Genomic DNA, 21,221 nt, shown 5'->3' with positions numbered 1-21,221 from the left:
AGTGGCTCCTCGTACGTCTCCAGCCGAGCGCTGCTGAGGGCGACGCTAACAGAACAACGTTCGGCTGTCGCGGGAGATGGCCCGGATTTTGCCGTGCCGCCCCTGCCCCCAGCAGCCCTCTTCCACCCCGGCAAGACCGAGGCCACCGTTTCCCGCTTCGGCCGGCAGGTGTTCAAGGGCACGGCACGAGCCGGCCGCGGGCCAGCGCCACATGTGGCGGGCCGGGGGCGGACACGACGAACCGGCGCCCTGCGAAGGGACGCCGGCTGTGCGATGGAGCGTATGTGGGGGGCCGAGGCTCCTGCCCGGTGCGAACCTAGCGGGTCTCGCGGTGCGCGCGGTGGCAGCGGCAGTTGGGGCAGTATTTCTTCAGCTCAAGCCGATCCGGGTCGTTGCGCCGGTTCTTCCGCGTGATGTAGTTGCGGTGCTTGCACTCCTGGCAGGCCAGCGTGATCTTCGGCCTAACGTCGGTGGCAGCCACTTGGGAGTGCCTTTCTACGTTCGGGACATGGACACACCCGTGCCCAGGCCGTGGACCTGGGATTGGGCAGTAGCGGAGGCCGGACTTGAACCGGCGACACAACGATTATGAGCCGTTTGCTCTGCCTGACTGAGCTACTCCGCCTTTGAGCCGGTTAACGACACCGGCCATCGTAGAGAATACCCGACGTGGCGAGCACATCAGCAACTCGCTCCATCGGGCGGGGTCTCTACAGTATGCCTCAGGAACCCCGGCAACCGAAATCCGCAGCGCCCGACATGCTCGGGGACGAACCTCGGATCCACCGCTCGCAGGTGCCGTGCGACGAGAGGCGCGCGGCCCGAGACTCCTCCGAGCGTCGCTCGGTCAGCGTGGCCATCTCGGCGCGCGGCCCGCACACCGCCCGGTCAGTCCCTCCGGTTCTCCCCAGTCCCCTGCCGAGATCGTCACCGCGAACTCCTCTGCCCCGCTCTCCTCCACTGCTCCAGCATGACCGTGAAGGGACTCTTTCACATGGCCACGGACAGGCTGGGCACCCGTCATCGGATGCCCAGCGAGTGTCCCCGGCCGTGGGCTATGGCATGGCGACCGCTTTCACCGCCCCGCTCTCCACAGCGCCGCGCTGGTCATCCGCAGTGGACGTCACGCTTGTACACGAAACCCCTTTTCCCCGACCTGCCTTCGACGTGGGCGGATACATCGATGCACTTGTTCTTGGCGGCGACATAGACAGGACCCGCGTACTTCGAGAAGTTCCCCCAGTCGGTGTCGGCCCAGGACGTCTTGTCGGACGATCGAACCCGCACCGCCTTGTAGTCGGCTCGGCCATAGTTCGATCCGGAGCCGTAGGCCAACGCGCAGTTCTTCCCGGTGCCGGCATTCCACCGAACCTCGAGGACGCCGTACTTCTGCCCGTCCTTGCTGATGTTGTAGGTGCCCACGAGCTTGTAGCCGCTTCCACACGGGCCGACGGCGGCCGCGCTGGCAGGAACGGCAATCGTGGAGACGATCCCGGCCGCAAGCACTGCGGCGCTCGCCACGGCCGTGAACTTGGTACGAGCAAGCACGTTCATACCTCACTTAACTACAGGTGTCACAAAAGAGCGATCCAACCGCATGAGGACGTCCAGCACCTTTTATCCCGGAAACCCGAACAGTCCAGTACGGCACTTCTGACCCACATTGTGAGCATTTTGTCATGCAGGGCGCATCACTCGCCACCGCATCACTCGCAGCGCCCCAGAAACGTCTCACCCGCGAGCGCGGGCCTCGCACTCAGTGGTCAGGCCGCCGTGCCCGCGCCGCAGCACCACGCAGGAGTCCTCACCCTCCCCGGTCGTTGTGCACACCCCGAGCTGGTCGCGACACGGGCGATCATCCCGGTCCGCTCACGCAACTCAAAGACCTCCGAACCGCACGATCACGCAGCTCAACGGAGTACTTCCTCGGGGGCGCCTGCGGCCACCGCCACCGGGCTGTCATGCCGGTGGGCCATGCGACACAGCGCCGCCTCGTCGATGCGGACCTGCACGCTCACGACCGCTCCTTTCCGAGCTGGTGGATGTGCAGCACGAGTTGCGGCTGGCGCGTGACGTCGCCGAGCCCGTGTCCGGCCCGACCAGGTGACCGGCGTCGTCGTCGGCCAGAACGCTGGCGTCGACCAGTCCGTCCACGGCGGCCTTGACCGATGGGTACGCTCGCGCAGCACCTACGCCTACTGTTTCGCGCCCACGTCCTGCCGGAGTGGGGCCAGTGGCGGCTGGCCGAGGTCACCGCAAGCGCGCTCCGTTCCGTGACAGCCGCAAGACGCCGATCGCGCCGTGCGGCGAGGTGGTTGAGTGGCGAGTGCGGGACGCGTGACCGTCCAAGGTCATCGCATTTTCGTCGCACTCAAGGCGAAACGCCCGGCCCGCTATCTGGCGGGTCGGGCGTTATGGCTGGTCAAGGTGGGAGCCCCCAAACGGAATCGAACCGTTGACCTTCTCCTTACCATGGAGACGCTCTGCCGACTGAGCTATAGGGGCCTGTCCGGCGCTGCGGACAGGTGTAACCATACACGGCGCTCAGCCCTGATGCGAACTTGTTCCGGCCTCCACGGGGACCTGTGCGCGGCGCCGGGCGGGCAGCTCGATGACCTCGCACAGGTCGGCCAGATCGACGAGCCTGGCCACCTGCGCGACCGAGGTGCAGTCGGCGATCACGCACCCGTGCCTGCGCACGCGCAACACCTGCCGGCCGGCCCGGATGGCCGGCAGGATCTCGTAGCCGTCGAGGCCGACCCATCGCCTGTCCATAGCCGCACACATTAGCCACCGGGTCTCTCAATTTCCGGCCGCCACACGCGTCACCGGACCGTACGCGGCGGGCGGTAGCGGTAGAAGCCGGCGAAGTCCTCCTTCTCGGCCATGTCGTCGACGCGCACGATCGCCCCGGTCTCGGGTGCGTTCATCATCGTCCCATTGCCCAGGTAGATGCCGACATGATGGGTTTTGACGGTCTTTTTGGTGATCTTTCCGAAGAAAGCTAGGTCTCCCGGCTTCGGGGACTTCACCCGGCGCATCTTCCGTACGTGCGCGTCGGTGTTGCCCGGCCCCAGCACGTCCCTGCCGTGCGCCAGCGCGTACACCCATCGGGCCAGCCCCGAGCAGTCGAGGCCGCGCGTCCTGGCCGCCGGGCAGGGCTTGATCCTGCCCCGGTAACCCCTGCAGGTGCCCTTCGACGGGCCGGGCTCCACGGCGTGGCCGCCACCCCACGAGTACGCGATGCCGTACCGCTCGATCTCGTAGGCGATCTGGACGATCCTGGGCGGCAGGGACAGGCCGAGCGGCACCGAGGCCGTGGCGGTGAGCAGGATCAGCGCCACCGCCACAACCAGCCGCCGCTTCATCCCAAACCCCCTTTAACACCGGGACTTGGGATTTATCCTGCCTTATCGCGCTTTCAGGGTGAGTTTCACCGAACCGACGGTGACCTTCATGCCGACCGTGCCCTTCATCTTCCTGGGCTTGGTGGTGAACACGAACAACACCTTCTTCGCCCGCGGCAGCTCCTCGATCCGGCACGACACCGCCGTGCCGCTGAACTTGCACGCCGGCGCCTCGACCACCCGCTGCCCGCCGAACGCGCGCCCCGACACCTTGATGTCCTTGACGGGGTGCGGGCCCGTGTTCGTCACGACGACCCTGTACGACGTCCGGCTCCTGGCCTCGCCCGATACCATCACCTCGGCCGGCGGGTTGGCCAGCGCCTTGAGCTGGGACTCGCTGCCGTTGAACGCGTTCTGGCCGCCGGCCAGCGCGCCCTTCTCCGCCGACTGCCAGAACGTGTGCCTCTTCCAGCTCTTCGGCAGCGCACCTGGCTCGCTGCCCCAGCGGGCCAGCCAGAGGGGGTTGGACGTGAAGGCGGCCGAGTTTCCCGTGCAGGTCCGCCACCAGCTCGCCGTGGTGTAGATGATCACGTGCCGGCCGGTCGCCCTGCGGTATCGGACGGTGAAGTCCTTGATCCAGCCGACCATGTCCTTCGTAGACAGGCCGTAGCAGGAGTTCTTGCCGTTCTTGTCTTTGTACGGATTGTCCTCCACATCGAGGACCCCGGGCAGGGTTTGGCCGTCGCCGATCCAGTCGCCGCCATTTTGAAGGAAATAGTCGGCTTGAGTTGTCCCGTCGGATTCGTGCGGTTGCGCAAAGTGATAGGCACCGCGGAAGAGCCCCGCCTCCGCCGCGCCGCCGAACTGCGTCTCGAAACGCGGGTTGCGGTAGTCGCCCCCCTCGGTGGCCTGCACGAACGCGAACTTCCCACCGCCCAGGGACACGCTCTCCCAGTCGACGTCACCGGTCCAGTTGCTGACGTCGACCCCGGGAACGCCGTCGGCGGCCTCGGCGACTCCCGTCATCCCCGTCGCCAGAATGACCGCTGATAACCACAGACGTTTCACGCCGGAGATCTTTCCTGAGCCATACACGAACGTGCAAGTTCGGCGATATTCACGTTCTTCGACGTGTCCACTGAAATGACCGGCCCCAGCGCGAGCGGCCGCGCCGCCGCCACCCACTGCCGCCACCGCCCGTCATCGACCTCGGCGTCATGGTGGATCGGGTGCCGCACCCGGCGCTCGTACCGGCTCCTCGCCACGCCGGGCGGCACCTCGCACCAGACCTCCCGCACCTCCGCCGGCGCGACGCCCGCCCGGTCGAGCCCGGCCAGCACCACGGGACGCAGCGGCGCGAGCCACGGGCTCTCCAGCACCGCGCCCGGCGGGGAGTTCGCGAGCAACGTCCACAGGCTTTCGGCCGCGGCCATCCCGAGGCGCCTGCTCCACTCCCTCGCCTCCACGCCGTCGGGCCTGGCGAGGACATCGGCCAGCGTCTCCTTGAGATCGTCCTTGGAGAACACGGGCAGCCCGAGTTCGCGGCCGAGCGCCCGGGCCAGCGTGCTCTTCCCCGCTCCCGGCAGCCCGTTCACCAGCACGGCAAGTCTGCGCATGACCCGACATGCTGCCAGAACCGCCGCCCCCGGGCGCTCGTCGGGAAAAACTTCTCCGCTATCCGGAAACCCGCACTTCAGAGCCCCGAAATCGCCTATGTGGGAGCGGCCGTCGACGACGTCGTTTCCGCAGGTCACAGCGGTTCATGAACGTGACATTCGCGTTTGCCAAACCCGGTTTCCCCTGCACAAACTTGTCCCATTCCGGATTGTCCGCCCCGACCAGGGGTTTCTTCGCCATGCCCAGAGGAGACCGACCATGATCCACGCCCGGGGCCTGACCCGAGAGTTCAGAGTCAAGAAGGAGACCGTCACCGCCGTTCGCGGCATCGACCTCGACGTGGAGGCCGGCCGGCTCGTGGCGTTCCTCGGCCCCAACGGCGCAGGCAAGTCCACGACCCTGCGCATGCTCACCACACTGCTGCCGCCCACCTCCGGCACCGCCAGGGTGGCGGGCCATGACGTGGGCGAGAACCCGGCCGCCGTCCGCGCCCGTATCGGCTACGTCGGCCAGAAGAACAGCGCGGGAGAGAACTTCTTCGTCCGCGACGAGCTCATCACCCAGGGCCGCTGCTACGGCCTGAGCATCCGCGACGCGGCCGCCCGCGCCGACGAACTGCTGGACCTGCTCGACCTCGTGCCGCTGGCCAGGCGCAAGCCCGGCACCCTCTCCGGCGGCCAGCGCCGCCGCCTGGACATCGCCCTCGGCCTCATCCACCGCCCCGACCTGCTCTTCCTGGACGAGCCCTCGACCGGCCTCGACCCGAAGAGCCGCGCCGACATCTGGCAGCACATCCTCCGGCTGCGGGAGACGTTCGGCACGACGCTCTTCCTCACCACGCACTACCTGGAGGAGGCCGACACCATGGCGGAACGCGTGGTCATCATCGACGGCGGGAAGATCATCGCGGACGGCACCGCGGAACAGCTCAAGAACGACCTCGCCGGCGACCACATCACGATCACCACCAGCACCGAGCAGGAGGCCGCGACGGCCGCCCGCATCGGCAAAGGGACCGCGACCGGCACCACCGTGCGCCTCCAGGTGCCCAACGCCGCCGCCGCGCTGCCCGACTATCTCCGCACCCTGGACGGCTCCGGCATCAAGGTCACCACCGCCGAGACCGCCCGCCCCACCCTTGACGACGTGTTCCTCGCTCTTACCGGGAGAAGCCTCACCGATGACGACATTCCTGCGTGACACCGCCACCGTCCTCTCACGCGAGGCCAGGCCGGCCCTGCGCGAGCCCGTCGGGCTCCTCTTCGAGATGGGGCAGCCGCTGCTGTTCCTGTTCCTGTTCGGGTCGCTGCTGGACGGGGCGGTCGGCTCGTCGTGGCAGTGGTTCGTGCCGGGGATCCTCGTCATGATGTGCCTGACCGGCCCGATGGGCGCCGGCTACACGCTGCTGGTCGAGCTGATCGGCGGCTCGATGGAGCGCCTGATGGTCACGCCGCTCAACCGCACCGCGATGCTCGTCGGCAGGACCATGAAGGAGATGATCGTCCTGCTGGCCCAGGCCGTGCTGATCATCCTCCTGGCGCTGCCCCTCGGCTTCGACCTCCATCCGGCGGGCGTGCTGGCCGGTCTCGTGCTGCTGGTGATCTTCGGGGTCGGGCTGGGCTCCCTCTCGTTCGTCCTCGCCATCAAGTCGGCGCCCGGCGGCACCCTGTTCTACATCGTCAGCCAGTCGATCCTCTTCCCGCTGCTCCTGTGCTCTGGAGTGCTCCTCCCGCTGGACACCGGCCCCGCCTGGCTACGGGCCATCGGGTACGCCAACCCGGTCACGTACATCGTCGACGCCCAGCGAGCCCTCTTCGCCGGCCACCTCGCGAGCCCCTCCATCCTGTACGGCACCGCCGCCGCCTGCGCGGTGGCCGCGATCGGGCTCCACCTCGGCAACCGGGCCATGCGCCGGGGCGTGTGATCGCGGGCACGATGGAGACATGACAGATTTGCTCCTGACCGGCACGGTCCCCTATGTCCCCGTGGCGCACCGCATGGACCTGATGCGCACCGCGACCATCCCGCCGGTGGAGCAGACCACGTGCGCGTTCGCGTTCGTGTCGGACCGGGCGGGCCGCACCCTCATGACGCGCGTGGACGGGCGGGGCTGGGACATCCCCGGCGGCCACCTCGAACCCGGCGAGACGGCGGCCGGCGCCGCGGTCCGCGAGCTGTACGAGGAGACCGGCCTGCGCCTGCCCTCGTCCGCGCTGTCCGCCTTCGCCTGGCAGCGCATCGAGCTGCTCGCCCCGGCGCCCGACGGCTACCGCTATCCGCCGCTGACGTACATGGTGATGTTCCGGGCCTCGCTCCCGGAGCCGGGCTCCCCGACCCGGCCGCCCGCCGGGTCGGAGGCCACCGGCGCCGGCTGGCTGGTGTTCGAGGAGATCAGCCGGGTCTGCGCCGGCCGCTCATGGCTGGCTCTGGTGGACGGCGCGGGCCCGCTCTAGGTCGGCGCCGCGGTAGAGCCGCTCGGGGATCTGCGCGAGCGTGGACGGGTGCACCTGCGGGCCGAGCCCGTACAACTTCTGGAAGCTCATGATCAGCGGGCGCCAGGCGTCGGGGTCGATGTGGTCGTCCGTGCCCGCCATGCGGATCCCGTCGTGCACCCAGACCCGCTGCACCCGCACCTCGAACGCCAGGATCCCGCCCTCGTCCCCCACGGGGTGGTGGCGTTCGACGACGGCCTCCATCGCGACCGGGCACTCGCCGACCCGGGGCGGCGCCACCGTCTCGGACGGGACGGCGCTCAGCCCTGCCCGCCCGAACTTGTCCGCCACGTGCCGGTAGCCGCGCACCTGCTTGCGCTCGGGCACGGGGTCGGACCCGGTGGTCAGCGCCAGCCGGTCGACGGCCGGCGCGAGCGCGTCGGACGGGAGGTTGAGCACGCATTCGCCGGTCCTGAGCAGGTTCTGCGACGTCTTGGACCGCACCGCCAGCCCCAGCACCGCCCGCCAGCCCAGCCAGAACGCCGACGACATGGGCGCCAGGTTGGGGGTGCCGTCCTCGTTCATGGAGGAGATGAGGACCACGGGGGTGCCGAAGTAGAGGATGTTCGGCTCGATGAGGGTGTGGGTGCCGGTGACAGTGCTCATGGCGCTCTACTTTCGCGGCGGACGAGGGCCGGGCGCTGGCGGCCTTCGGACCTCTCGTTGGCGGCCCCCGCTCGGCCCGCTTGCCCCCTGGACCGCCGGCGGCGAGGATCGTGAGCCGGCACACATCCGTCGGCGAAGGACCACTCCCCATGAAGATCCGCTACAACCCGCTGCTGGGCTGGACGTTCCTGATCCTGGGCTCCGTCCTGGTCCTCTTACAGCTCTGGCTCCTCCTGCTCGGCGCGTTCAGCCCGACGATCGTCGTCGGGCTGATCGTCGCCGGACTCGGCGTCGTCTACCTGCGGCGGCCGTACTTCCGGGTCGAGCCGCAGGCCATCGTTCTCGCCGCGCCGATCGGGCCGGCCGAACGCAGATTCCCCATCCCCGCGGGCGGGAGCCCGCGCCTGGAGGGCAACCGCATCGTCGTCGACGAGGCGGGCAGGGCCAGGAAGGTGCCCGTGCGCAAGGGGATGGCGCACCCGGCGGACTGGGCGGCGTACACCGCCGGCCTGCCCCGCGGCCCTCAGGCCTGACCAGGCACGCCCGTCACTCCCACGCGGCGTCGTGCGCCAGCTTCTCGGCGATGCGGTCGTGAAAGCTCTTGCGGGCCAGGGCCTGCTCGATGTCGGCGACGACCCGGGTGAGCGGATAGGGGATCTCGGCCTCGATCTCGGCGACGGCGGCCTCGGTGGCCCGCCACTCCGCAGCGAGGCGGCCGACGACGCCGCGGGCGTGGTCGGTGAGCGTCACCTTCTTGCTGCGCGCGTCGTCACCCGGCACGGTCTCGACCCAGCCTGCCTCCCGCATGGCGGCCACCTTCTGGCTCAGCGCCGAGTGCGTCCGCCCGACCGACTCGGCGAGTTCGGTGATGGTCATCGGCCCGAGGGCGTTGAGCCGGAGCAACTCCATCACGAAGCTCGGCTTGAGCCCTTCGATGCGCTTGTCGGAGTAGAGCCGGGCGATGTCGGCGTCCATCGACGCCTGCAGGACCCGCAGCGGCCGCCAGAGGCTCTCGCGGGTGGGGTCCGGGGTGTTGGGGTCGGCCATGGGACAACTATAACAGCTCTTATATAAGTACTGTTATTTCCTTGGGCGATCCGGGTGTCCCGTGCCCTACACGCCCGGCAGGAATCGTGCCAGACTGCCTGCTCAGGGGTGCCATACGCGGCGAAGGGGGACGACCAGGATGGGATTGCACGTCGAGAGCCGACCATCCGATTCGCCGTACATCGAGCGGGTGTGGCGCAGCAGCAGCCACGACATCGCCCGGATGACGTCGATCGCGACCGCCCATTGGGAGCTGGTGCTCTGGGAACACCGCGGTCAGGTCAGCGTGGCCGTACGAGGGCCCGAGACGGCGGCGAGCACCGCCCCCGTGCCCGAGGACGCGACGTTCTTCGGGATCACGTTCCCGCTCGGCACGTCCATGCCCCATCTGCCCAGCGGCCGGCTCGTCAACGGCGCCGTGGAGATCCCCGGAGCGACGCGCAGGTCGTTCTGGCTGAAGGGCTCCACCTGGCGCCTTCCCGGCTACGACAACGCCGAGGCGTTCGTCCGGCGGATGGTGCGCGAGGGAGTGGTGGACTGCGACCCCATCGTCGCCACGGTGCTGCGCGGCGCTGCGCCGGACGTGTCAGAACGCACCGTCCAGCGGCGTTTCATGGCGGCGACCGGCCTCACGCGCGGCGCCGCCCAGCGGATCTCGCGCGCCAGGCAGGCGGCGGTCCTGATCCAGGAGGGCACGCCGGTCGGCGACGTGATCCACCGGCTCGGCTATTTCGACCAGCCGCACCTGGCGCGGTCGCTGACCCGCTACGTCGGGCGGACCGCGACGCAGTTGAGCGCCCAGAAGCCGGACGAGCCGCTGTCGCTTCTGTACAAGACGTGAGCGCCCCTCCTGCCTAACCTTCACATCGGCGCGTACGCACCATCCCATGAACACCTCCGACGACTAGGAACCGAACGATGGCTAAGATCATTTCGAGCTTCTTCATCTCCGTGGACGGCGTGGTCGAGTCGCCGGACCAGTGGCACTTCCCCTACTGGAACGACGAGATGGGCGCCGTGGTCGAGGCGAGCATGCGACGCGCGGCGGCGATGCTGATGGGTCGCAAACTGTACGACGAGTGGTCCACGTACTGGACGACGACGGACGCCGACCCGGAAGTGGCCGCGTCGATGAACAACGCCCGCAAGTTCGTCGTGTCCAGCACCCTGGAGAAGGCCGACTGGGACAACACCACCATCGTCTCCGGCGACGTCGCGGCCAGACTGCGCGAGATCAAGGAGGAGGTCAGCGGCGGCGACATCGGGATGTCCGGCTCCGCGACGACCGTGCGGTGGCTGCTGGCCAACGGGCTGCTCGACGAGCTCCACCTGCTCGTCCACCCGATCGCCGTGGGTCGCGGCCAGCGGTTGTTCGAGGACACCCCGACCCACCCGCTGAAGCTGGTCAAGTCGGAGACCTTCGAGACCGGCGTGCTCAACCTGACGTACGTTCCCGACGCCGGCTGAGCACCTGCCACGCGGGTCAGAGCAGCCGTCGCTGCACGACGTCGGCCATGACCGTGGTCACGACGCTCTCGACGGCTCCGGCCTCCGGCGGGGCGCCTTCCCGGCCTGCGTACAGCAGGTGCGCGGACCCGACAAGAGCGAGCGCGAGCGTGTCGACGTCGGCGTCCGCGGCGATGCGGCCCATCTCGCGCTCTTCTGCGAGGTAGGAGGCGATCATGGTGGTGGCCTCGGCCAGGAGCGGGATCCCGGCGGGCAGGGTCCGGCGCAGCCGGGCCCGCAGCTCGTCCCTGAAGGTGATGAGGCCGACGATCGCCACGGCGACCGACTCGAACACCCCGGCCAGCGCTCCGGTGAGGTTGCCGGCGACGGTGCCGGTGCCGGCGGAGGCGCGCAGGGCGGCCGCCTGAGCGTCGATGCGGCCGATGCGGTCGAGGATGAGCTCGGCGAGGAAGGCGTCGAAGTCGGCGAAGTGGCGGTGCAGCACGCCCTTGGCGCAGCCGGCCTCGGTGGTGAGCGCCCTGCTGGTCAGCCCGCTCGGCCCGGCCCGGAGCAGGATGCGCTCCGCGGCGTTGAACAGCTGCTCGCGCACGTCGCGCATGGCCACCCCTGTCGGCACCGCGCGTCCCTCCTCGAACCGTCGCCGGGCACCCCCAGGCTAGACGAGTGGGCAGACGCCCACTATGGTGGGCACATGCCCACTATCCCGCGGGAAAACAACCAGCCCCATCGGCTCCGCCAGGTCGCCGAGTCGTTCGGCACGGACGCCGAACGCTACGACCGCACCCGCCCTCGCTACCCTGACGCCCTGGTGGAGCGCATCGTCGCCGCCGCCCCCGGGCCCGACCTGCTCGACGTCGGCTGCGGCACCGGCATCGCCGCCCGCCAGTTCCGGGCCGCCGGCTGCACGGTGCTCGGCGTCGAGCCCGACGAGCGCATGGCCGGCCTGGCCCGGCGCACCGGAGTCGCATGCGAGGTGTCGACGTTCGAGGCCTGGGACGCCGCGGGCCGGACCTTCGACACGGTCATCGCCGCGCAGGCCTGGCACTGGGTGGACCCGGTCGCCGGCGCGGCCAAAGCGGCGGAGGTGCTGCGGCCCGGAGGACGGCTGGCCCTGTTCTGGAACGCGTTCCAGCCTCCGCCCGGCCTGAACGAGGCCTTCGCCGCGGCCTACCGCCAGGTGCTACCCGAGATGCCGGGCTACGACCACACAAAGCCGGTCACGGAGGCGTACACCGCGATGTGCGCCATGGCCGCGGACGGGATGCGCGAGGCCGGCGCGTTCGGCGACCCGGAGCAGTGGCACATCGGCTGGGAGCACACCTACACCCGGGACGCGTGGCTGGACCAGGTGCCCACGCACGGAGGCGGCACCCGGCTCCCGCCCGCCAAACGGGACGAGCTGCTGTCGGCCATCGGCGCCGCGATCGACGCGATGGGCGGCGCCTTCACGATGAGCTACACCGCCGTGGCGGTCACCGCGACTCGAACCGCCTGACTCAGGGCCGCGCCAGGAGACCGGCGAGAGCGTCACGGCTGCTCTGGAGCTCGTCCATACGCTGGTCCATGGTCGCCAGCTCACCGTTCAGGATGTCCCACAACTCGGCGCACCACTCGATGTCCGGACGCTCGCCCCGCGCGCACGGCAACACCGACCGGATCACCTCGGTGGACAGGCCGGCCCGCAGCAAGGCGCGCACCTGCCGCACCGTGACCACGGAATCCTCGCCGAAGTGGCGGTAACCGTTGGGGCCCCGGCTGGTGTCGAGCAGCCCCTGGGCCTCGTAGTAGCGCAGCAGGCGCGCGCTGACCCCGGTGCGCCGGGACAACTCACCGATCAGCATGCGGTTTGACCTTTCCATCGATGTCAGGCCTTAACGTCACCGTGGTAACGGACATTCCACCTGATGAGCATGCTGGAGCGACGTATGTCTTCCTTCGTTGTCCAACGCGACGGCCGCGCGGCGAGTGCCGGCGATCTGGCGCCGCTCGCCTTCGCCGGCTACGCCCACTTCACCGCCATGCAAGTGCGCGGCGGCCGGGTGCGGGGGCTCGACCTCCACCTGGACCGGCTGCGCTCCGCCTCGCTCACGTTGCTCGGCCGGGCCCTGCCCGACGACCGGGTGCGCGCCCGCCTGCGGGCGGCGGTCGAGGCGGGGCCGGCCGACCTCTCGTTGAGTGCCACGGTCTACTCCCCGGCGGGCGAGTTCACCGTGGCGGGTCCCGAGGTGGAGCCGGAGCTGCTCGTACGCACCGGGCCCGCCTCGACCGGCCCGCGGGGCCCGCTCGCCCTGGCGGCGATCGAGCACGAACGGTTCCTGCCGGCCGTGAAACAGGTCGGAGAGGCCGCCAAGACCTATTACCTGCGCCAGGCCGTCGACGAGGGCTTCGACGACGCCGCCTTCGTCGACCGCAGAGGGCGGCTCAGCGAGGGCTCGATCTGGAACGTGGCCTTCTGGGACGGCTCGGCGGTGGTGTGGCCCGAGGCCGAGATGCTGGCCGGGACCACGATGGGCATCGTACGCAGGCAGCTGGACCGCCTCGGCGTACCCCAGCGCGTCGAGGAGGTCACCCTCGCCGGCCTGCCGACGCTGGCGGGCGCCGTGGTGATGAACTCGTGGACGCCGGGGCTGGCCGTGCACCGGATCGGTGCCGTGTCCCTGCCCGAGGCGCCGTCCTTCGTGGAGGTGCTGCACGAGGCGTACGAGGCCGAACCGCTCACCGCGCCGTAGGGTCGGCGGGCTCGGCGCCGCCCGGCTGCGGGATCGCGACGACGCCGAGGGTGATCTGCCGCCGCCCCGGCCCGGGGGTGGCGTGCGCGAGGGGGTCGATCAGGTCGCGCAGGCGCGCGCGGAGCCGGGCCAGCTCGTCGTCGTCCACCCACACGTGGACGGACGTGTAGGTCAGTCCTTGGGCGACCGGATCATCCGGGTCGCCCTCCAGGTAGGCGTGCGCCTGCGCCATCAGGCCCGTGACGAAGGCGGTCACCGCCCGCTCGTGGTCGCCGGTCGACAACCCCGCCGGATCGGGCACCGCGCCCTGGACGGCGCGCTCGTCCAGCTCGTACGTGTGCTCGACCGCTCCGCGCACCTTGCGCTCGCCGACGACGCGGATGACGCCCGCGTCCACCAGCCACCGGATGTGCCGGTAGAGGCTGCTGTACGGGACGTCCGGCAACGCCTGGCGCAGTTGGGTCCCGGTGCGGGGGCCGAGGGCCAGGATCTGCGCCAGCCGGATCCGGACCGGGTGCAGCACACCGACATCGCTCACGGGCATCCTCCGATCGTCCTCGCGGAAATCGTAGCGCTCCATTGACTCCATTTATGGCTATGGTCTTAAATGTGAGATCAATCGAGCTGGGGGAATCGCCATGACCATCACCGCATCAGACCTGAGCGAGCGCCTCGCCACACTGGCCGGCCGGCACCGGGTGCCCGGCGCCGCACTCGCGGTCCTGCATGACGGTGCCGTCGTCGAGACGGCCACAGGAGTGCTCAACACCCGCACCGGCGTCGAGGCCACCCCCGACTCGGTCTTCCAGATCGGATCCGTCACCAAGACGTGGACGGCCACGCTCGTCATGCAGCTCGTGGACGAGGGACGGCTGGACCTCGACCGGCCGATCCGCGACCACCTCCCGGAGTTCGCGCTCGCCGACGAGGGCGCCGCCGCGGCCGTCACCCCTCGCCACCTGCTGACGCACACCGCGGGATTCCCGGGAGAGGACCTCGCCGACTACGGCAGGAACGAGGACGCCGTGGCCGCCCTCGTCGCCAACCTGTCCGGCGCGCCCAAGGTGACCGAGCCCGGCGCGCTGTTCTCGTACAACAACGCCGGTTTCGTCGTCCTCGGCCGCCTGGTCGAGGTGCTGCGGGAGGGCGCCTGGGGCGAGGTGACACAGCGTCAGCTGGCCGCTCCGCTGGGGCTGGGAGCCGTTGTCACGCTGCCGGAGCAGGCAATCATGCACCGCGCGGCGGTCGGCCACGTCGAGACGGGCCCGGCTCCCGTCTGGTCGCTCCCGCGCGCGCTCGATCCGGCCGGCGGGCTGGCCATGAGCGCCACGGACCTGCTGGAGTTCGCGCGCCTGCACCTGAACCACGGGCTCGCCCCCGGCGGGACACGCCTGCTCTCGCGCGCCGCCGTCGAGGCCATGAGCACGCCGCAGGTGACGCCGCCGCCGCTGTCCGCCTTCCCCCGCTCGTACGGGCTGGGCATGGAGGTGCACGACTGGGACGGCGGCACGGTCACCGGCCACTCAGGGGCGACGATCGGGCAGAAGGCCTACCTGCGCATGGTCCCCGGAGCGGACGTGGCCGTGGCCCTGCTCACCAACGGCGGCGCCGCCGACGCGTTCCACGCCGACCTCGTCCATCCGCTGCTGGAGGAGCTGGCCGGCGTGCGCGCCCCCGCCCCGGCCAGCCCTCCGGAGGCCGGGACGCCCCTCGACCACCGCCCGTACGTCGGCGACTTCGACATGGGACTGGCCACCATCAGGATCGGCCATGACGGGCGGAACGTGTTGACGATGACCACGATCCCGCGTTCCAGCTACGTCGAATCCCTGGTCACGAACCCGGTCACGACGCTGGCCGCGCTCGACGGCTCCCGCTTCGTCGAGGTCGGGCAGCACGGCGGGGAGCGCCTTGAGGTCGTCTTCCTCGACCCGGGACCCGACGGGCGCTTCCGGATCCTGCACAACAGCCGCGCGATGTTGCGCATCTCCTGACGCCGCCACCAGACAGCGGCGGCACGGTCCCTACGCCGGGGGCACGGCCTGGAGGTGGAGGAGGGCGGACTGCTCGGGGAACAGCGGCGCGATGCAGCTCGAGCGCCTGCACGGCGACCGGAGCGCGGCCGTCGCGCTGCTCCGCCGCGCCGTCGACCTCGGCATCGACCACATCGACACGGCCCAGTTCTACGGCGACGGCTTCGTCAACGGGCTCATCCGCGAAGCCATCCGCCCCGAGGACGGCGTCGTCGTCGTGACCAAGATCGGCGCCGACCCCGACCCCGACGGCCCCCTCCCGCTCCGTGCCGCGCAGCGTCCCGAGGAGCTCAGGGCGAGCGTCGAGGAGGGGATCGCCTGGGTGCCGTTCTTCCCGCTCGGCGGCGCATTCCCGCAGATGCCGAAGGTGACCGACGAGCCGGCGGTCCGCGACGCGGCCGAGTCCATCGGCTGCACCCCGTCACAGGCCGGCCTCGCCTGGCTGCTCCGGCACGCCCCGAACGTGCTGCTCATCCCCGGCACCGCGAACCCCGTCCACCTCGAGGCGAACGTCGCCGCCGGCGCCATCACCTTCGACGACGCGACGCTGGCCGCGCTCGACGCCGTGCCGTCACGCTCCGCCGACATACGGCTCTGAAGCGCACCGGAAGAGGTCATCAGGAGTGGAAAGGGGATTTCGGCTCCTTTCCACTTTCAACCTATAGCGCAGCGGGGGGCTTGCGGCAAGACCCGGGTCGTGCCGCACAATCGTCGGCCAAGGCCAGAACACCCTGCGCGAACGGGGGACACGAAGTGCGGGTGCCGTCGCCGGCGTACGGGTTGGTCCGCGCACCCTCAGATCGGAGCTGATGACGTGAACCCGCTGACCACCAGCGCGTTTGATCTTCCGGGCCACCTCGCCCCCAAGGCCGACCCGGCGCTGATCGCCGGCGACGAGCGGCACTTCGCGGCCATCGCCGAGAGCCTCGAGCAGTCGATCGCCGAACTGTCCGACCGCCTCGAAGCCGAGCGCAGGGCCCCCGGCGGCAAGGGGCGGCAGGCGCTGGACCGGGACCTGGAGATCCACCGGCTGACCGCCCGCCTGCGCGCCCTGCGCCGCTTCGGCCTGGACCTGTGCCTCGGGCACATGGTCGGCGCGGACAATCCCGAGCCCGTGTACGTCGGACGGCTCGGCCTCACGGACAGCGCCGGCCGCCGGCTGCTGATCGACTGGCGCTCCCCCGCGGCCGAGCCGTTCTTCGGCGCCACCCACGCCAACCCGATGGGCCTGGCCAGCCGCCGGAGATACCGCTGGACCCGCGGCCGGATCAGCGACTACTGGGACGAGGTGTTCACCCCGGACCAGATCGACGGGCACGCCGCGCTCGACGACCAGTCCGCCTTCATCGCCAGCCTGGGCGGCAGCCGCTCGCCCCGGATGCGCGACGTGCTCGGCACCATCCAGGCCGACCAGGACGCCATCATCCGCGCCGGATCCCGCGGCGCTCTCGTCGTCGACGGCGGTCCCGGCACGGGCAAGACCGTCGTCGCCCTGCACCGATCCGCCTACCTCCTCTACTCCGACCCGCGCCTCGGTCACCGCCGGGGCGGCGTGCTGTTCGTCGGCCCCCACCAGCCCTACCTGGCCTACGTCTCCGACGTGCTGCCCAGCCTCGGGGAGGAGGGCGTACAGACCTGCACCCTGCGGGACCTCGTCGCCGAGGGGGCCGCCGCGGCGATCGAGGCCGACCCGGAGGTGGCCCGCCTGAAGTCGTCCGCGGACCTGGTCAAGGCGATCGAGCCGGCCGTCAGGTTCTACGAGAACCCGCCCACCGAGGGGATGTCGGTCACGACCCACTGGTCCGACATCTGGCTGAGCGCCGACGACTGGGCCGAGGCGTTCGAAGCGCCGGAACCCGGCACCCCGCACAACGAGGCCCGTGACCGGATCTGGGAGGAACTGCTCACGATCCTGGCCGGCAAGCACGACGGTGACGTCTCCCCCGACCTGCTCCGCAGGTCGCTGCTGCAGAACAGGGAGCTGCTCACGACCTTCAACCGCGCATGGCCGCTGATCGAGGCGTCCGACCTGGTCGGAGACCTGTGGACGGTGCCGGCCTACCTGCGGAAGTGCGCCCCCTGGCTCGACCGCGAAGACGTCCTGCGGCTCCAGCGCGACAACGCCCAGGCCTGGACGGTGTCCGACCTGCCGCTCCTCGACGCGGCACGGCAACGGCTCGGCGACCCGGAGGCGTCACGGCAGAGGCGCCGCAGGGAAGCGTCCGTCGCCGCCGAACGCGAGCGCATGGCCGGCGTCGTCGACCACCTGCTCGAGGCCGACGACGACGGCGAAGGCGTCGTGACGATGCTGCACGGACAGGACCTGCGGGACGCCCTGGTGGACGAGGACGCGCTGCCCGGCACCGAACCCGACCTGCTCGCCGGCCCGTTCGCCCACATCGTCGTGGACGAGGCCCAGGAACTGACCGACGCGGAATGGCAGATGTTGCTGCTGCGCTGCCCGTCCAGGAGCTTCACCATCGTCGGGGACCGCGCCCAGGCCAGGCACGGGTTCACGGAGTCGTGGCAGGAACGGCTCGGACGGATCGGGCTCGACCGCGTCGACCTGGCCTCGCTGAGCATCAACTACCGGACGCCGGAAGAGATCATGGCGGAGGCCGAGCCGGTCATCCGGGCCGTACTCCCGGACGCCAACGTGCCGACCTCCATCCGCAGCAGCGGCGTCCCCGTCGTCCACGGATCCACCGCGGACCTGAGCTCGATCCTCGACACCTGGCTCGCCGCCCACGCCGACGGGACCGCCTGCGTCATCGGCGACCCCGCATTCCCGGAGGCGCCCCGCGTCCGGTCACTGACCCCGGAGCTGGCCAAGGGGCTCGAGTTCGACCTCGTCGTACTCGTCGACCCGGAGGCGTTCGGCACGGGCGTCGAAGGAGCGGTCGACCGCTACGTCGCCATGACCCGGGCGACCAGCCGGCTCGTCATCCTCACGAGCGCCTGACGCCGGCGCGCCGATCAGGCCGGCCGGGGGATCGGCCAGAACTGGAAGCAGTACTCCTCCACATCCGACGCCATCCCTTCGGCCGCCATCTCGTCCGGATCCCGAAGCTTGTACATGATCGCGCGAAGTCTCCAGTACGCCTGCCGCCGCCCCAGGTCGAAGCACGGGTGCGCGCTGCGGACGTGACGATGTCGTCCATCGCTGCGACGCGTTCCGACATTCCCGTGCCTCCCTGCCAACCGCTGCGGCCCAACCTTGGGGACGATCATGCACCAAGCGGATCACCCGGACGGACACGAGTACTCTGGGCCTGTGTGCACATACGCGGAGGTCACCTACAAGGTCCACTATGTGTGCGTCCCGTGCCGGCAGAGCCGCAAACTGGCCTGGGACGGCGCGGAGCACCTGTGCACGCGCTGCCGCCGGCCGATGATCTTCGCCGGCCACGACTTCGCCGCGCCGCGCAGGACGAAGGACCGCGAATGGGCAGCCGTCGCGGCCGTGCTGGGAGCGGGACTGCGGTACGAAGGCTTCGAGACGTGCGGTTGCGGGAGCGAGCCGAAATACCGCCCGCGCACGAGCGCGCAGGTGCGGGCCCGGCGCCGGATCGCGGCCCGCAGAGGGCTGGCCGACGCCCAGGCGCTGGCGCTGCGCGACCCTGGCGACGCGTAAGCCAGGACGACGTGGCACGATGGCCGGACCGCGATCTCCGAGGACCCGGACCGGAACTCGTGGTCCGCCGGCAACGACCATCCAGACCGTACACCCGCAGCAGAGGAGACCCCCCCCAGTATGGCCGTCATCCACCGTACCGCCCTCAAGCCGACCAAGCTGGAGCTTCTCACCTCCTGGCTCCCCTCCCGGCCGTGGTATCTCGGCGGGGCGGGCGCACCTCATCTGTCCAAGGCCGGCGGCTTCCGGCTGGACGACCCGCAGGGTGCGGTGGGAATCGAGTTCATGGTGGTCACCGATGCCTCCGGCGCCCACCTGACCAACTACCTGGTGCCGCTCACCTATCGCGGCGCCCCGCTCGACGGGGCTGAGCACGCCCTCATCGGCACCATGGAACACGGCGTGCTGGGGCGGCGCTGGGCCTACGACGGCTGCCACGACCATGTGCTCCTCGCCCAGTTGGAGGCCCTTATCAAGGGCCGCGTCCAAGCCCAGGACCAGAACACCAGCGACACCCCCGACCGGGAGGTCACCCGGTCCTACAGCGGTGCCGGCCTCACCGGCTTCACCACCGCCACCGACGACCAGGACGGCACCCTGCTGCCCGCGTCGCAGGCTACGGCCCTCCGCTTGCACCGGGCCCTGCGTCCTTCACCGGACGACGCGTCTTCCCTTCCACCGCAGGTGCTCGGCCACGTCGCCGGCTCCTGGCGGATGCCGGACGGCTCCCGGGCCCGGGGGTTGTTTGTCGTCCTGCACCCTCGTACGTAGGTCTCCGCGCGCCGCCGGGAATGAGCATGCCTCGCGCAGTGCGGACTAGAGCTCCCGGCGCCGCCTCGCGACGTGGACGGTGATGTCGGCGGCGATCTCGACCGTCGCGGGCAGCGCCCGCATGATCCGGCTGAACACCTGCTCCTGCTCCACGGCCGGCAGGACGAGATAGGCCGAGACGGTCGAGAGATAGCCGACATAGTCGCGGGCGCTCATCGTCAACCGCCGCTCGACCACGGACTGCCGGACATCGGCGAACCACGGCGACCGCTGGAGCTCCGTACCCGGCCACTGCATGGCCTCCTCCGGAGGCGTCCCGTCGGGAGACGGAACCTCGTCGCTGGCCAGGAACGGCGACCGTGCCACGCGAACGGCCTCCTCCACAGCCGGGTCAGCCAGCCGGACAGGACCGCCGAACGACGCGAACACGCCGCCCGGCCCGAGCAGCGCGGCCACGCGGGACCACCGCTCCTCCGGGTCCGTCCAGTGCAGCGCCGCCGCCGCATAGACCAGCCCGTACGTCTCGCCGGGTCGCAGGTCCTCGAACGCGGCCCGCACGGTGCTGACGCTCGCAGGCACGTGCTTGCGCAGTTCGGCCAGCATGGCCCCGTCGGGATCGGTCGCGGTGACGATGATCCCTCGCTCGGCGAAGAGGCGGGTCGCCTTGCCTGTGCCGGCGCCGATCTCGAGGGCGGTCAGAACGGGCTGAGCCGCGTACGCCATCACCATGTCGGCCAGCCGCGCCGGATAGCCCGGGCGGAACCGTTCGTAGGCCTCCGCCATCACCCCGAAGCTCAAAGCGCGATTGGACATGCCGAGCATCCTGGCACAAGCCCCCGGGCTCAGCGGCATACCGCCGATATACCGCCGTTCCCTAGCGTCTGACCGGCCGGAGTCGATGCACCCGGACCCATCGGGCCGGGAGAAGGAGAGATCGCACGCAATGCGGAAAATCGTGGGGCGCATCGCGTCCGTGGGAACTGTCGCCCTGGCGGCGTCGGCCGCGCTCGTCATGGCCGCCTCCAGTGCCCAGGCGGCGGGCTACTGGTCGAAGGACGCGCCGAGGTACGCCACAGGCGTCGGCAATCTGACGACGAAGAGCGTCACCGTCGCCAAGAAGACCTACACGCTGCAGCTCCGTTCGGGTAAGTGGGGTGCGAACACCTACATCTGGGCTCGCGTCCCGAAGAACTCCGGAGCGAACGGCAACCATCTCTGGCTGTCGGTCTACGACCCTTCGAAGGGGAAGTGGCAGGACTCGCCGCACCCGCTGTCGATCAAGAACACGACCTACAGCCAGGCACACCGGGCCAAGGCCAACTGGCTGTACAAGGCCTGCACGAAGCAGCCCGGCCTCGGTGGCAGCGCGGCCAAGTGCACCAGCACCTGGAGGGTGTGACGTCCTGATCCGCGAACCGTCCTGAACGGCACGCGGTGGCGAAGGGCCCCGGATTCCCCGGGGCCCTTCCTCATGTCGA

General features: G+C 70.2%; 26 protein-coding genes and 2 tRNA genes. 14 read left to right on the top strand and 14 right to left on the bottom strand.

From position 1 onward, the window contains the following. Positions 1-316: 316 nt before the first annotated feature. From rpmG to ACTWPV_RS31110, 8 genes are all read right to left on the bottom strand, one after another. Positions 317-481: a 50S ribosomal protein L33 gene (rpmG, locus tag ACTWPV_RS31145; RefSeq protein WP_019632658.1), complete on the bottom strand. Its 165-nt coding sequence runs from the start codon at positions 479-481 to the stop codon at positions 317-319. A gap of 70 nt (positions 482-551) precedes the next feature. Then, positions 552-625 (bottom strand) — tRNA-Met (locus ACTWPV_RS31140). Between the two features lie 482 nt (positions 626-1,107). After that, positions 1,108-1,554, bottom strand: a complete 447-nt coding sequence (locus tag ACTWPV_RS31135; protein WP_443154521.1) for a hypothetical protein — start codon at positions 1,552-1,554, stop codon at positions 1,108-1,110. A gap of 878 nt (positions 1,555-2,432) precedes the next feature. Then, positions 2,433-2,505 (bottom strand) — tRNA-Thr (locus ACTWPV_RS31130). A gap of 39 nt (positions 2,506-2,544) precedes the next feature. Next, a complete protein-coding gene (locus ACTWPV_RS31125) occupies positions 2,545-2,775 on the bottom strand; it encodes a transposase (RefSeq protein WP_443154520.1) in 231 nt (76 codons plus the stop codon). A 50-nt stretch (positions 2,776-2,825) separates the two neighbouring features. Next, entirely contained in the window at positions 2,826-3,368 is a 543-nt protein-coding gene (locus ACTWPV_RS31120) for a C40 family peptidase (RefSeq protein ID WP_443154519.1), read from the bottom strand. 42 nt (positions 3,369-3,410) lie between these two features. Continuing rightward, entirely contained in the window at positions 3,411-4,373 is a 963-nt protein-coding gene (locus tag ACTWPV_RS31115) for a lysozyme (RefSeq protein ID WP_443154518.1), read from the bottom strand. A gap of 38 nt (positions 4,374-4,411) precedes the next feature. After that, entirely contained in the window at positions 4,412-4,963 is a 552-nt protein-coding gene (locus tag ACTWPV_RS31110; protein WP_443154517.1) for an AAA family ATPase, read from the bottom strand. Positions 4,964-5,222: 259 nt separating this feature from the next. Between ACTWPV_RS31110 and ACTWPV_RS31105 the strand changes: the two genes are divergently transcribed. The 3 genes from ACTWPV_RS31105 to ACTWPV_RS31095 are packed head-to-tail and all read left to right on the top strand — an operon-like array spanning position 5,223 to position 7,417. Further along, positions 5,223-6,164: an ATP-binding cassette domain-containing protein gene (locus tag ACTWPV_RS31105; protein ID WP_443154516.1), complete on the top strand. Its 942-nt coding sequence runs from the start codon at positions 5,223-5,225 to the stop codon at positions 6,162-6,164. Beyond that, positions 6,145-6,888 carry an ABC transporter permease gene (locus ACTWPV_RS31100; RefSeq protein WP_443154515.1) on the top strand — a complete coding sequence of 248 codons (744 nt, stop codon included), beginning with the start codon at positions 6,145-6,147 and terminating at the stop codon, positions 6,886-6,888. Before ACTWPV_RS31105 ends, ACTWPV_RS31100 begins: the two co-directional genes overlap by 20 nt. A gap of 19 nt (positions 6,889-6,907) precedes the next feature. Then, positions 6,908-7,417 (top strand): NUDIX domain-containing protein, encoded by a 510-nt coding sequence (locus ACTWPV_RS31095; protein WP_443154514.1) that lies wholly within the window; start codon positions 6,908-6,910, stop codon positions 7,415-7,417. Here ACTWPV_RS31095 and ACTWPV_RS31090 read toward each other — a convergent pair. Further along, on the bottom strand, positions 7,379-8,062 hold the full coding sequence (locus tag ACTWPV_RS31090; protein ID WP_347649237.1) for a flavin reductase family protein: 684 nt from the start codon (positions 8,060-8,062) through the stop codon (positions 7,379-7,381). The genes ACTWPV_RS31095 and ACTWPV_RS31090 overlap by 39 nt on opposite strands. Before the next feature lie 149 nt (positions 8,063-8,211). Here ACTWPV_RS31090 and ACTWPV_RS31085 point away from each other — a divergent pair, with 149 nt between their 5' ends. Continuing rightward, positions 8,212-8,595, top strand: a complete 384-nt coding sequence (locus ACTWPV_RS31085) for a hypothetical protein (protein WP_347649238.1) — start codon at positions 8,212-8,214, stop codon at positions 8,593-8,595. Between the two features lie 13 nt (positions 8,596-8,608). On the opposite strand, the gene ACTWPV_RS31080 is transcribed toward ACTWPV_RS31085, so the two are convergent. Continuing rightward, entirely contained in the window at positions 8,609-9,109 is a 501-nt protein-coding gene (locus ACTWPV_RS31080) for a MarR family winged helix-turn-helix transcriptional regulator (RefSeq protein ID WP_347649239.1), read from the bottom strand. A 139-nt stretch (positions 9,110-9,248) separates the two neighbouring features. Between ACTWPV_RS31080 and ACTWPV_RS31075 the strand changes: the two genes are divergently transcribed. Continuing rightward, positions 9,249-9,950 carry a helix-turn-helix domain-containing protein gene (locus tag ACTWPV_RS31075; RefSeq protein WP_443154513.1) on the top strand — a complete coding sequence of 234 codons (702 nt, stop codon included), beginning with the start codon at positions 9,249-9,251 and terminating at the stop codon, positions 9,948-9,950. A 77-nt stretch (positions 9,951-10,027) separates the two neighbouring features. Continuing rightward, entirely contained in the window at positions 10,028-10,576 is a 549-nt protein-coding gene (locus tag ACTWPV_RS31070; protein WP_347649241.1) for a dihydrofolate reductase family protein, read from the top strand. A gap of 16 nt (positions 10,577-10,592) precedes the next feature. Here ACTWPV_RS31070 and ACTWPV_RS31065 read toward each other — a convergent pair whose 3' ends face one another. Further along, entirely contained in the window at positions 10,593-11,192 is a 600-nt protein-coding gene (locus ACTWPV_RS31065; protein ID WP_347649242.1) for a TetR/AcrR family transcriptional regulator, read from the bottom strand. A 75-nt stretch (positions 11,193-11,267) separates the two neighbouring features. Here ACTWPV_RS31065 and ACTWPV_RS31060 point away from each other — a divergent pair, with 75 nt between their 5' ends. After that, positions 11,268-12,071, top strand: a complete 804-nt coding sequence (locus tag ACTWPV_RS31060; protein ID WP_443154512.1) for a class I SAM-dependent methyltransferase — start codon at positions 11,268-11,270, stop codon at positions 12,069-12,071. 1 nt (position 12,072) lies between these two features. On the opposite strand, the gene ACTWPV_RS31055 is transcribed toward ACTWPV_RS31060, so the two are convergent. Next, a complete protein-coding gene (locus ACTWPV_RS31055; protein ID WP_347649244.1) occupies positions 12,073-12,417 on the bottom strand; it encodes a MerR family transcriptional regulator in 345 nt (114 codons plus the stop codon). 84 nt (positions 12,418-12,501) lie between these two features. Between ACTWPV_RS31055 and ACTWPV_RS31050 the strand changes: the two genes are divergently transcribed. After that, positions 12,502-13,305, top strand: coding sequence for an aminotransferase class IV family protein (locus tag ACTWPV_RS31050; RefSeq protein ID WP_443154511.1), 804 nt, complete (start codon positions 12,502-12,504; stop codon positions 13,303-13,305). Here ACTWPV_RS31050 and ACTWPV_RS31045 read toward each other — a convergent pair. Beyond that, the gene (locus tag ACTWPV_RS31045; protein WP_347649246.1) at positions 13,292-13,843 is read right to left on the bottom strand and encodes a helix-turn-helix domain-containing protein; all 552 of its coding nucleotides are present in this window, start codon (positions 13,841-13,843) and stop codon (positions 13,292-13,294) included. The genes ACTWPV_RS31050 and ACTWPV_RS31045 overlap by 14 nt on opposite strands. A gap of 100 nt (positions 13,844-13,943) precedes the next feature. Between ACTWPV_RS31045 and ACTWPV_RS31040 the strand changes: the two genes are divergently transcribed. The 5 genes from ACTWPV_RS31040 (at position 13,944) to ACTWPV_RS31020 (ending at position 19,743) form a co-directional block, all read left to right on the top strand. Beyond that, positions 13,944-15,299 (top strand): serine hydrolase domain-containing protein, encoded by a 1,356-nt coding sequence (locus tag ACTWPV_RS31040; protein WP_443154510.1) that lies wholly within the window; start codon positions 13,944-13,946, stop codon positions 15,297-15,299. Positions 15,300-15,390: 91 nt separating this feature from the next. Next, a complete protein-coding gene (locus ACTWPV_RS31035; protein ID WP_443154509.1) occupies positions 15,391-15,936 on the top strand; it encodes an aldo/keto reductase in 546 nt (181 codons plus the stop codon). Positions 15,937-16,152: 216 nt separating this feature from the next. Next, positions 16,153-18,300 (top strand): RNA polymerase recycling motor ATPase HelR, encoded by a 2,148-nt coding sequence (helR, locus tag ACTWPV_RS31030; RefSeq protein WP_443154508.1) that lies wholly within the window; start codon positions 16,153-16,155, stop codon positions 18,298-18,300. A gap of 312 nt (positions 18,301-18,612) precedes the next feature. Continuing rightward, the gene (locus ACTWPV_RS31025; protein WP_443154507.1) at positions 18,613-18,972 is read left to right on the top strand and encodes a hypothetical protein; all 360 of its coding nucleotides are present in this window, start codon (positions 18,613-18,615) and stop codon (positions 18,970-18,972) included. 120 nt (positions 18,973-19,092) lie between these two features. Beyond that, entirely contained in the window at positions 19,093-19,743 is a 651-nt protein-coding gene (locus ACTWPV_RS31020) for a maltokinase N-terminal cap-like domain-containing protein (RefSeq protein ID WP_443154506.1), read from the top strand. A 45-nt stretch (positions 19,744-19,788) separates the two neighbouring features. Here the strand turns inward: ACTWPV_RS31020 and ACTWPV_RS31015 are convergent, their stop codons facing one another. Further along, positions 19,789-20,556, bottom strand: coding sequence for a class I SAM-dependent methyltransferase (locus ACTWPV_RS31015; RefSeq protein ID WP_347649258.1), 768 nt, complete (start codon positions 20,554-20,556; stop codon positions 19,789-19,791). Between the two features lie 130 nt (positions 20,557-20,686). Between ACTWPV_RS31015 and ACTWPV_RS31010 the strand changes: the two genes are divergently transcribed. Next, on the top strand, positions 20,687-21,142 hold the full coding sequence (locus ACTWPV_RS31010; protein ID WP_347649259.1) for a hypothetical protein: 456 nt from the start codon (positions 20,687-20,689) through the stop codon (positions 21,140-21,142). Positions 21,143-21,221: the final 79 nt, after the last annotated feature.

Source organism: Nonomuraea sp. KM88 (assembly GCF_052245635.1).
Lineage (GTDB): Bacteria > Actinomycetota > Actinomycetes > Streptosporangiales > Streptosporangiaceae > Nonomuraea.
The sequence above is the reverse complement of the archived record's forward strand: the minus strand, read 5'-3'. Positions and strand labels throughout refer to the sequence as shown.

Coding starts and splice junctions, on each gene's coding strand:
- ACTWPV_RS31135 (WP_443154521.1), bottom strand. CDS start 1,554: ATGAACGTGCTTGCTCGTACCAAGTTCACGGCCGTGGCGAGCGCCGCA.
- ACTWPV_RS31125 (WP_443154520.1), bottom strand. CDS start 2,775: ATGGACAGGCGATGGGTCGGCCTCGACGGCTACGAGATCCTGCCGGCC.
- ACTWPV_RS31120 (WP_443154519.1), bottom strand. CDS start 3,368: ATGAAGCGGCGGCTGGTTGTGGCGGTGGCGCTGATCCTGCTCACCGCC.
- ACTWPV_RS31115 (WP_443154518.1), bottom strand. CDS start 4,373: ATGACGGGAGTCGCCGAGGCCGCCGACGGCGTTCCCGGGGTCGACGTC.
- ACTWPV_RS31110 (WP_443154517.1), bottom strand. CDS start 4,963: ATGCGCAGACTTGCCGTGCTGGTGAACGGGCTGCCGGGAGCGGGGAAG.
- ACTWPV_RS31105 (WP_443154516.1), top strand. CDS start 5,223: ATGATCCACGCCCGGGGCCTGACCCGAGAGTTCAGAGTCAAGAAGGAG.
- ACTWPV_RS31100 (WP_443154515.1), top strand. CDS start 6,145: ATGACGACATTCCTGCGTGACACCGCCACCGTCCTCTCACGCGAGGCC.
- ACTWPV_RS31095 (WP_443154514.1), top strand. CDS start 6,908: ATGACAGATTTGCTCCTGACCGGCACGGTCCCCTATGTCCCCGTGGCG.
- ACTWPV_RS31090 (WP_347649237.1), bottom strand. CDS start 8,062: ATGAGCACTGTCACCGGCACCCACACCCTCATCGAGCCGAACATCCTC.
- ACTWPV_RS31085 (WP_347649238.1), top strand. CDS start 8,212: ATGAAGATCCGCTACAACCCGCTGCTGGGCTGGACGTTCCTGATCCTG.
- ACTWPV_RS31080 (WP_347649239.1), bottom strand. CDS start 9,109: ATGGCCGACCCCAACACCCCGGACCCCACCCGCGAGAGCCTCTGGCGG.
- ACTWPV_RS31075 (WP_443154513.1), top strand. CDS start 9,249: ATGGGATTGCACGTCGAGAGCCGACCATCCGATTCGCCGTACATCGAG.
- ACTWPV_RS31070 (WP_347649241.1), top strand. CDS start 10,028: ATGGCTAAGATCATTTCGAGCTTCTTCATCTCCGTGGACGGCGTGGTC.
- ACTWPV_RS31060 (WP_443154512.1), top strand. CDS start 11,268: ATGCCCACTATCCCGCGGGAAAACAACCAGCCCCATCGGCTCCGCCAG.
- ACTWPV_RS31055 (WP_347649244.1), bottom strand. CDS start 12,417: ATGCTGATCGGTGAGTTGTCCCGGCGCACCGGGGTCAGCGCGCGCCTG.
- ACTWPV_RS31050 (WP_443154511.1), top strand. CDS start 12,502: ATGTCTTCCTTCGTTGTCCAACGCGACGGCCGCGCGGCGAGTGCCGGC.
- ACTWPV_RS31040 (WP_443154510.1), top strand. CDS start 13,944: ATGACCATCACCGCATCAGACCTGAGCGAGCGCCTCGCCACACTGGCC.
- ACTWPV_RS31035 (WP_443154509.1), top strand. CDS start 15,391: ATGCAGCTCGAGCGCCTGCACGGCGACCGGAGCGCGGCCGTCGCGCTG.
- ACTWPV_RS31020 (WP_443154506.1), top strand. CDS start 19,093: ATGGCCGTCATCCACCGTACCGCCCTCAAGCCGACCAAGCTGGAGCTT.
- ACTWPV_RS31015 (WP_347649258.1), bottom strand. CDS start 20,556: ATGTCCAATCGCGCTTTGAGCTTCGGGGTGATGGCGGAGGCCTACGAA.
- ACTWPV_RS31010 (WP_347649259.1), top strand. CDS start 20,687: ATGCGGAAAATCGTGGGGCGCATCGCGTCCGTGGGAACTGTCGCCCTG.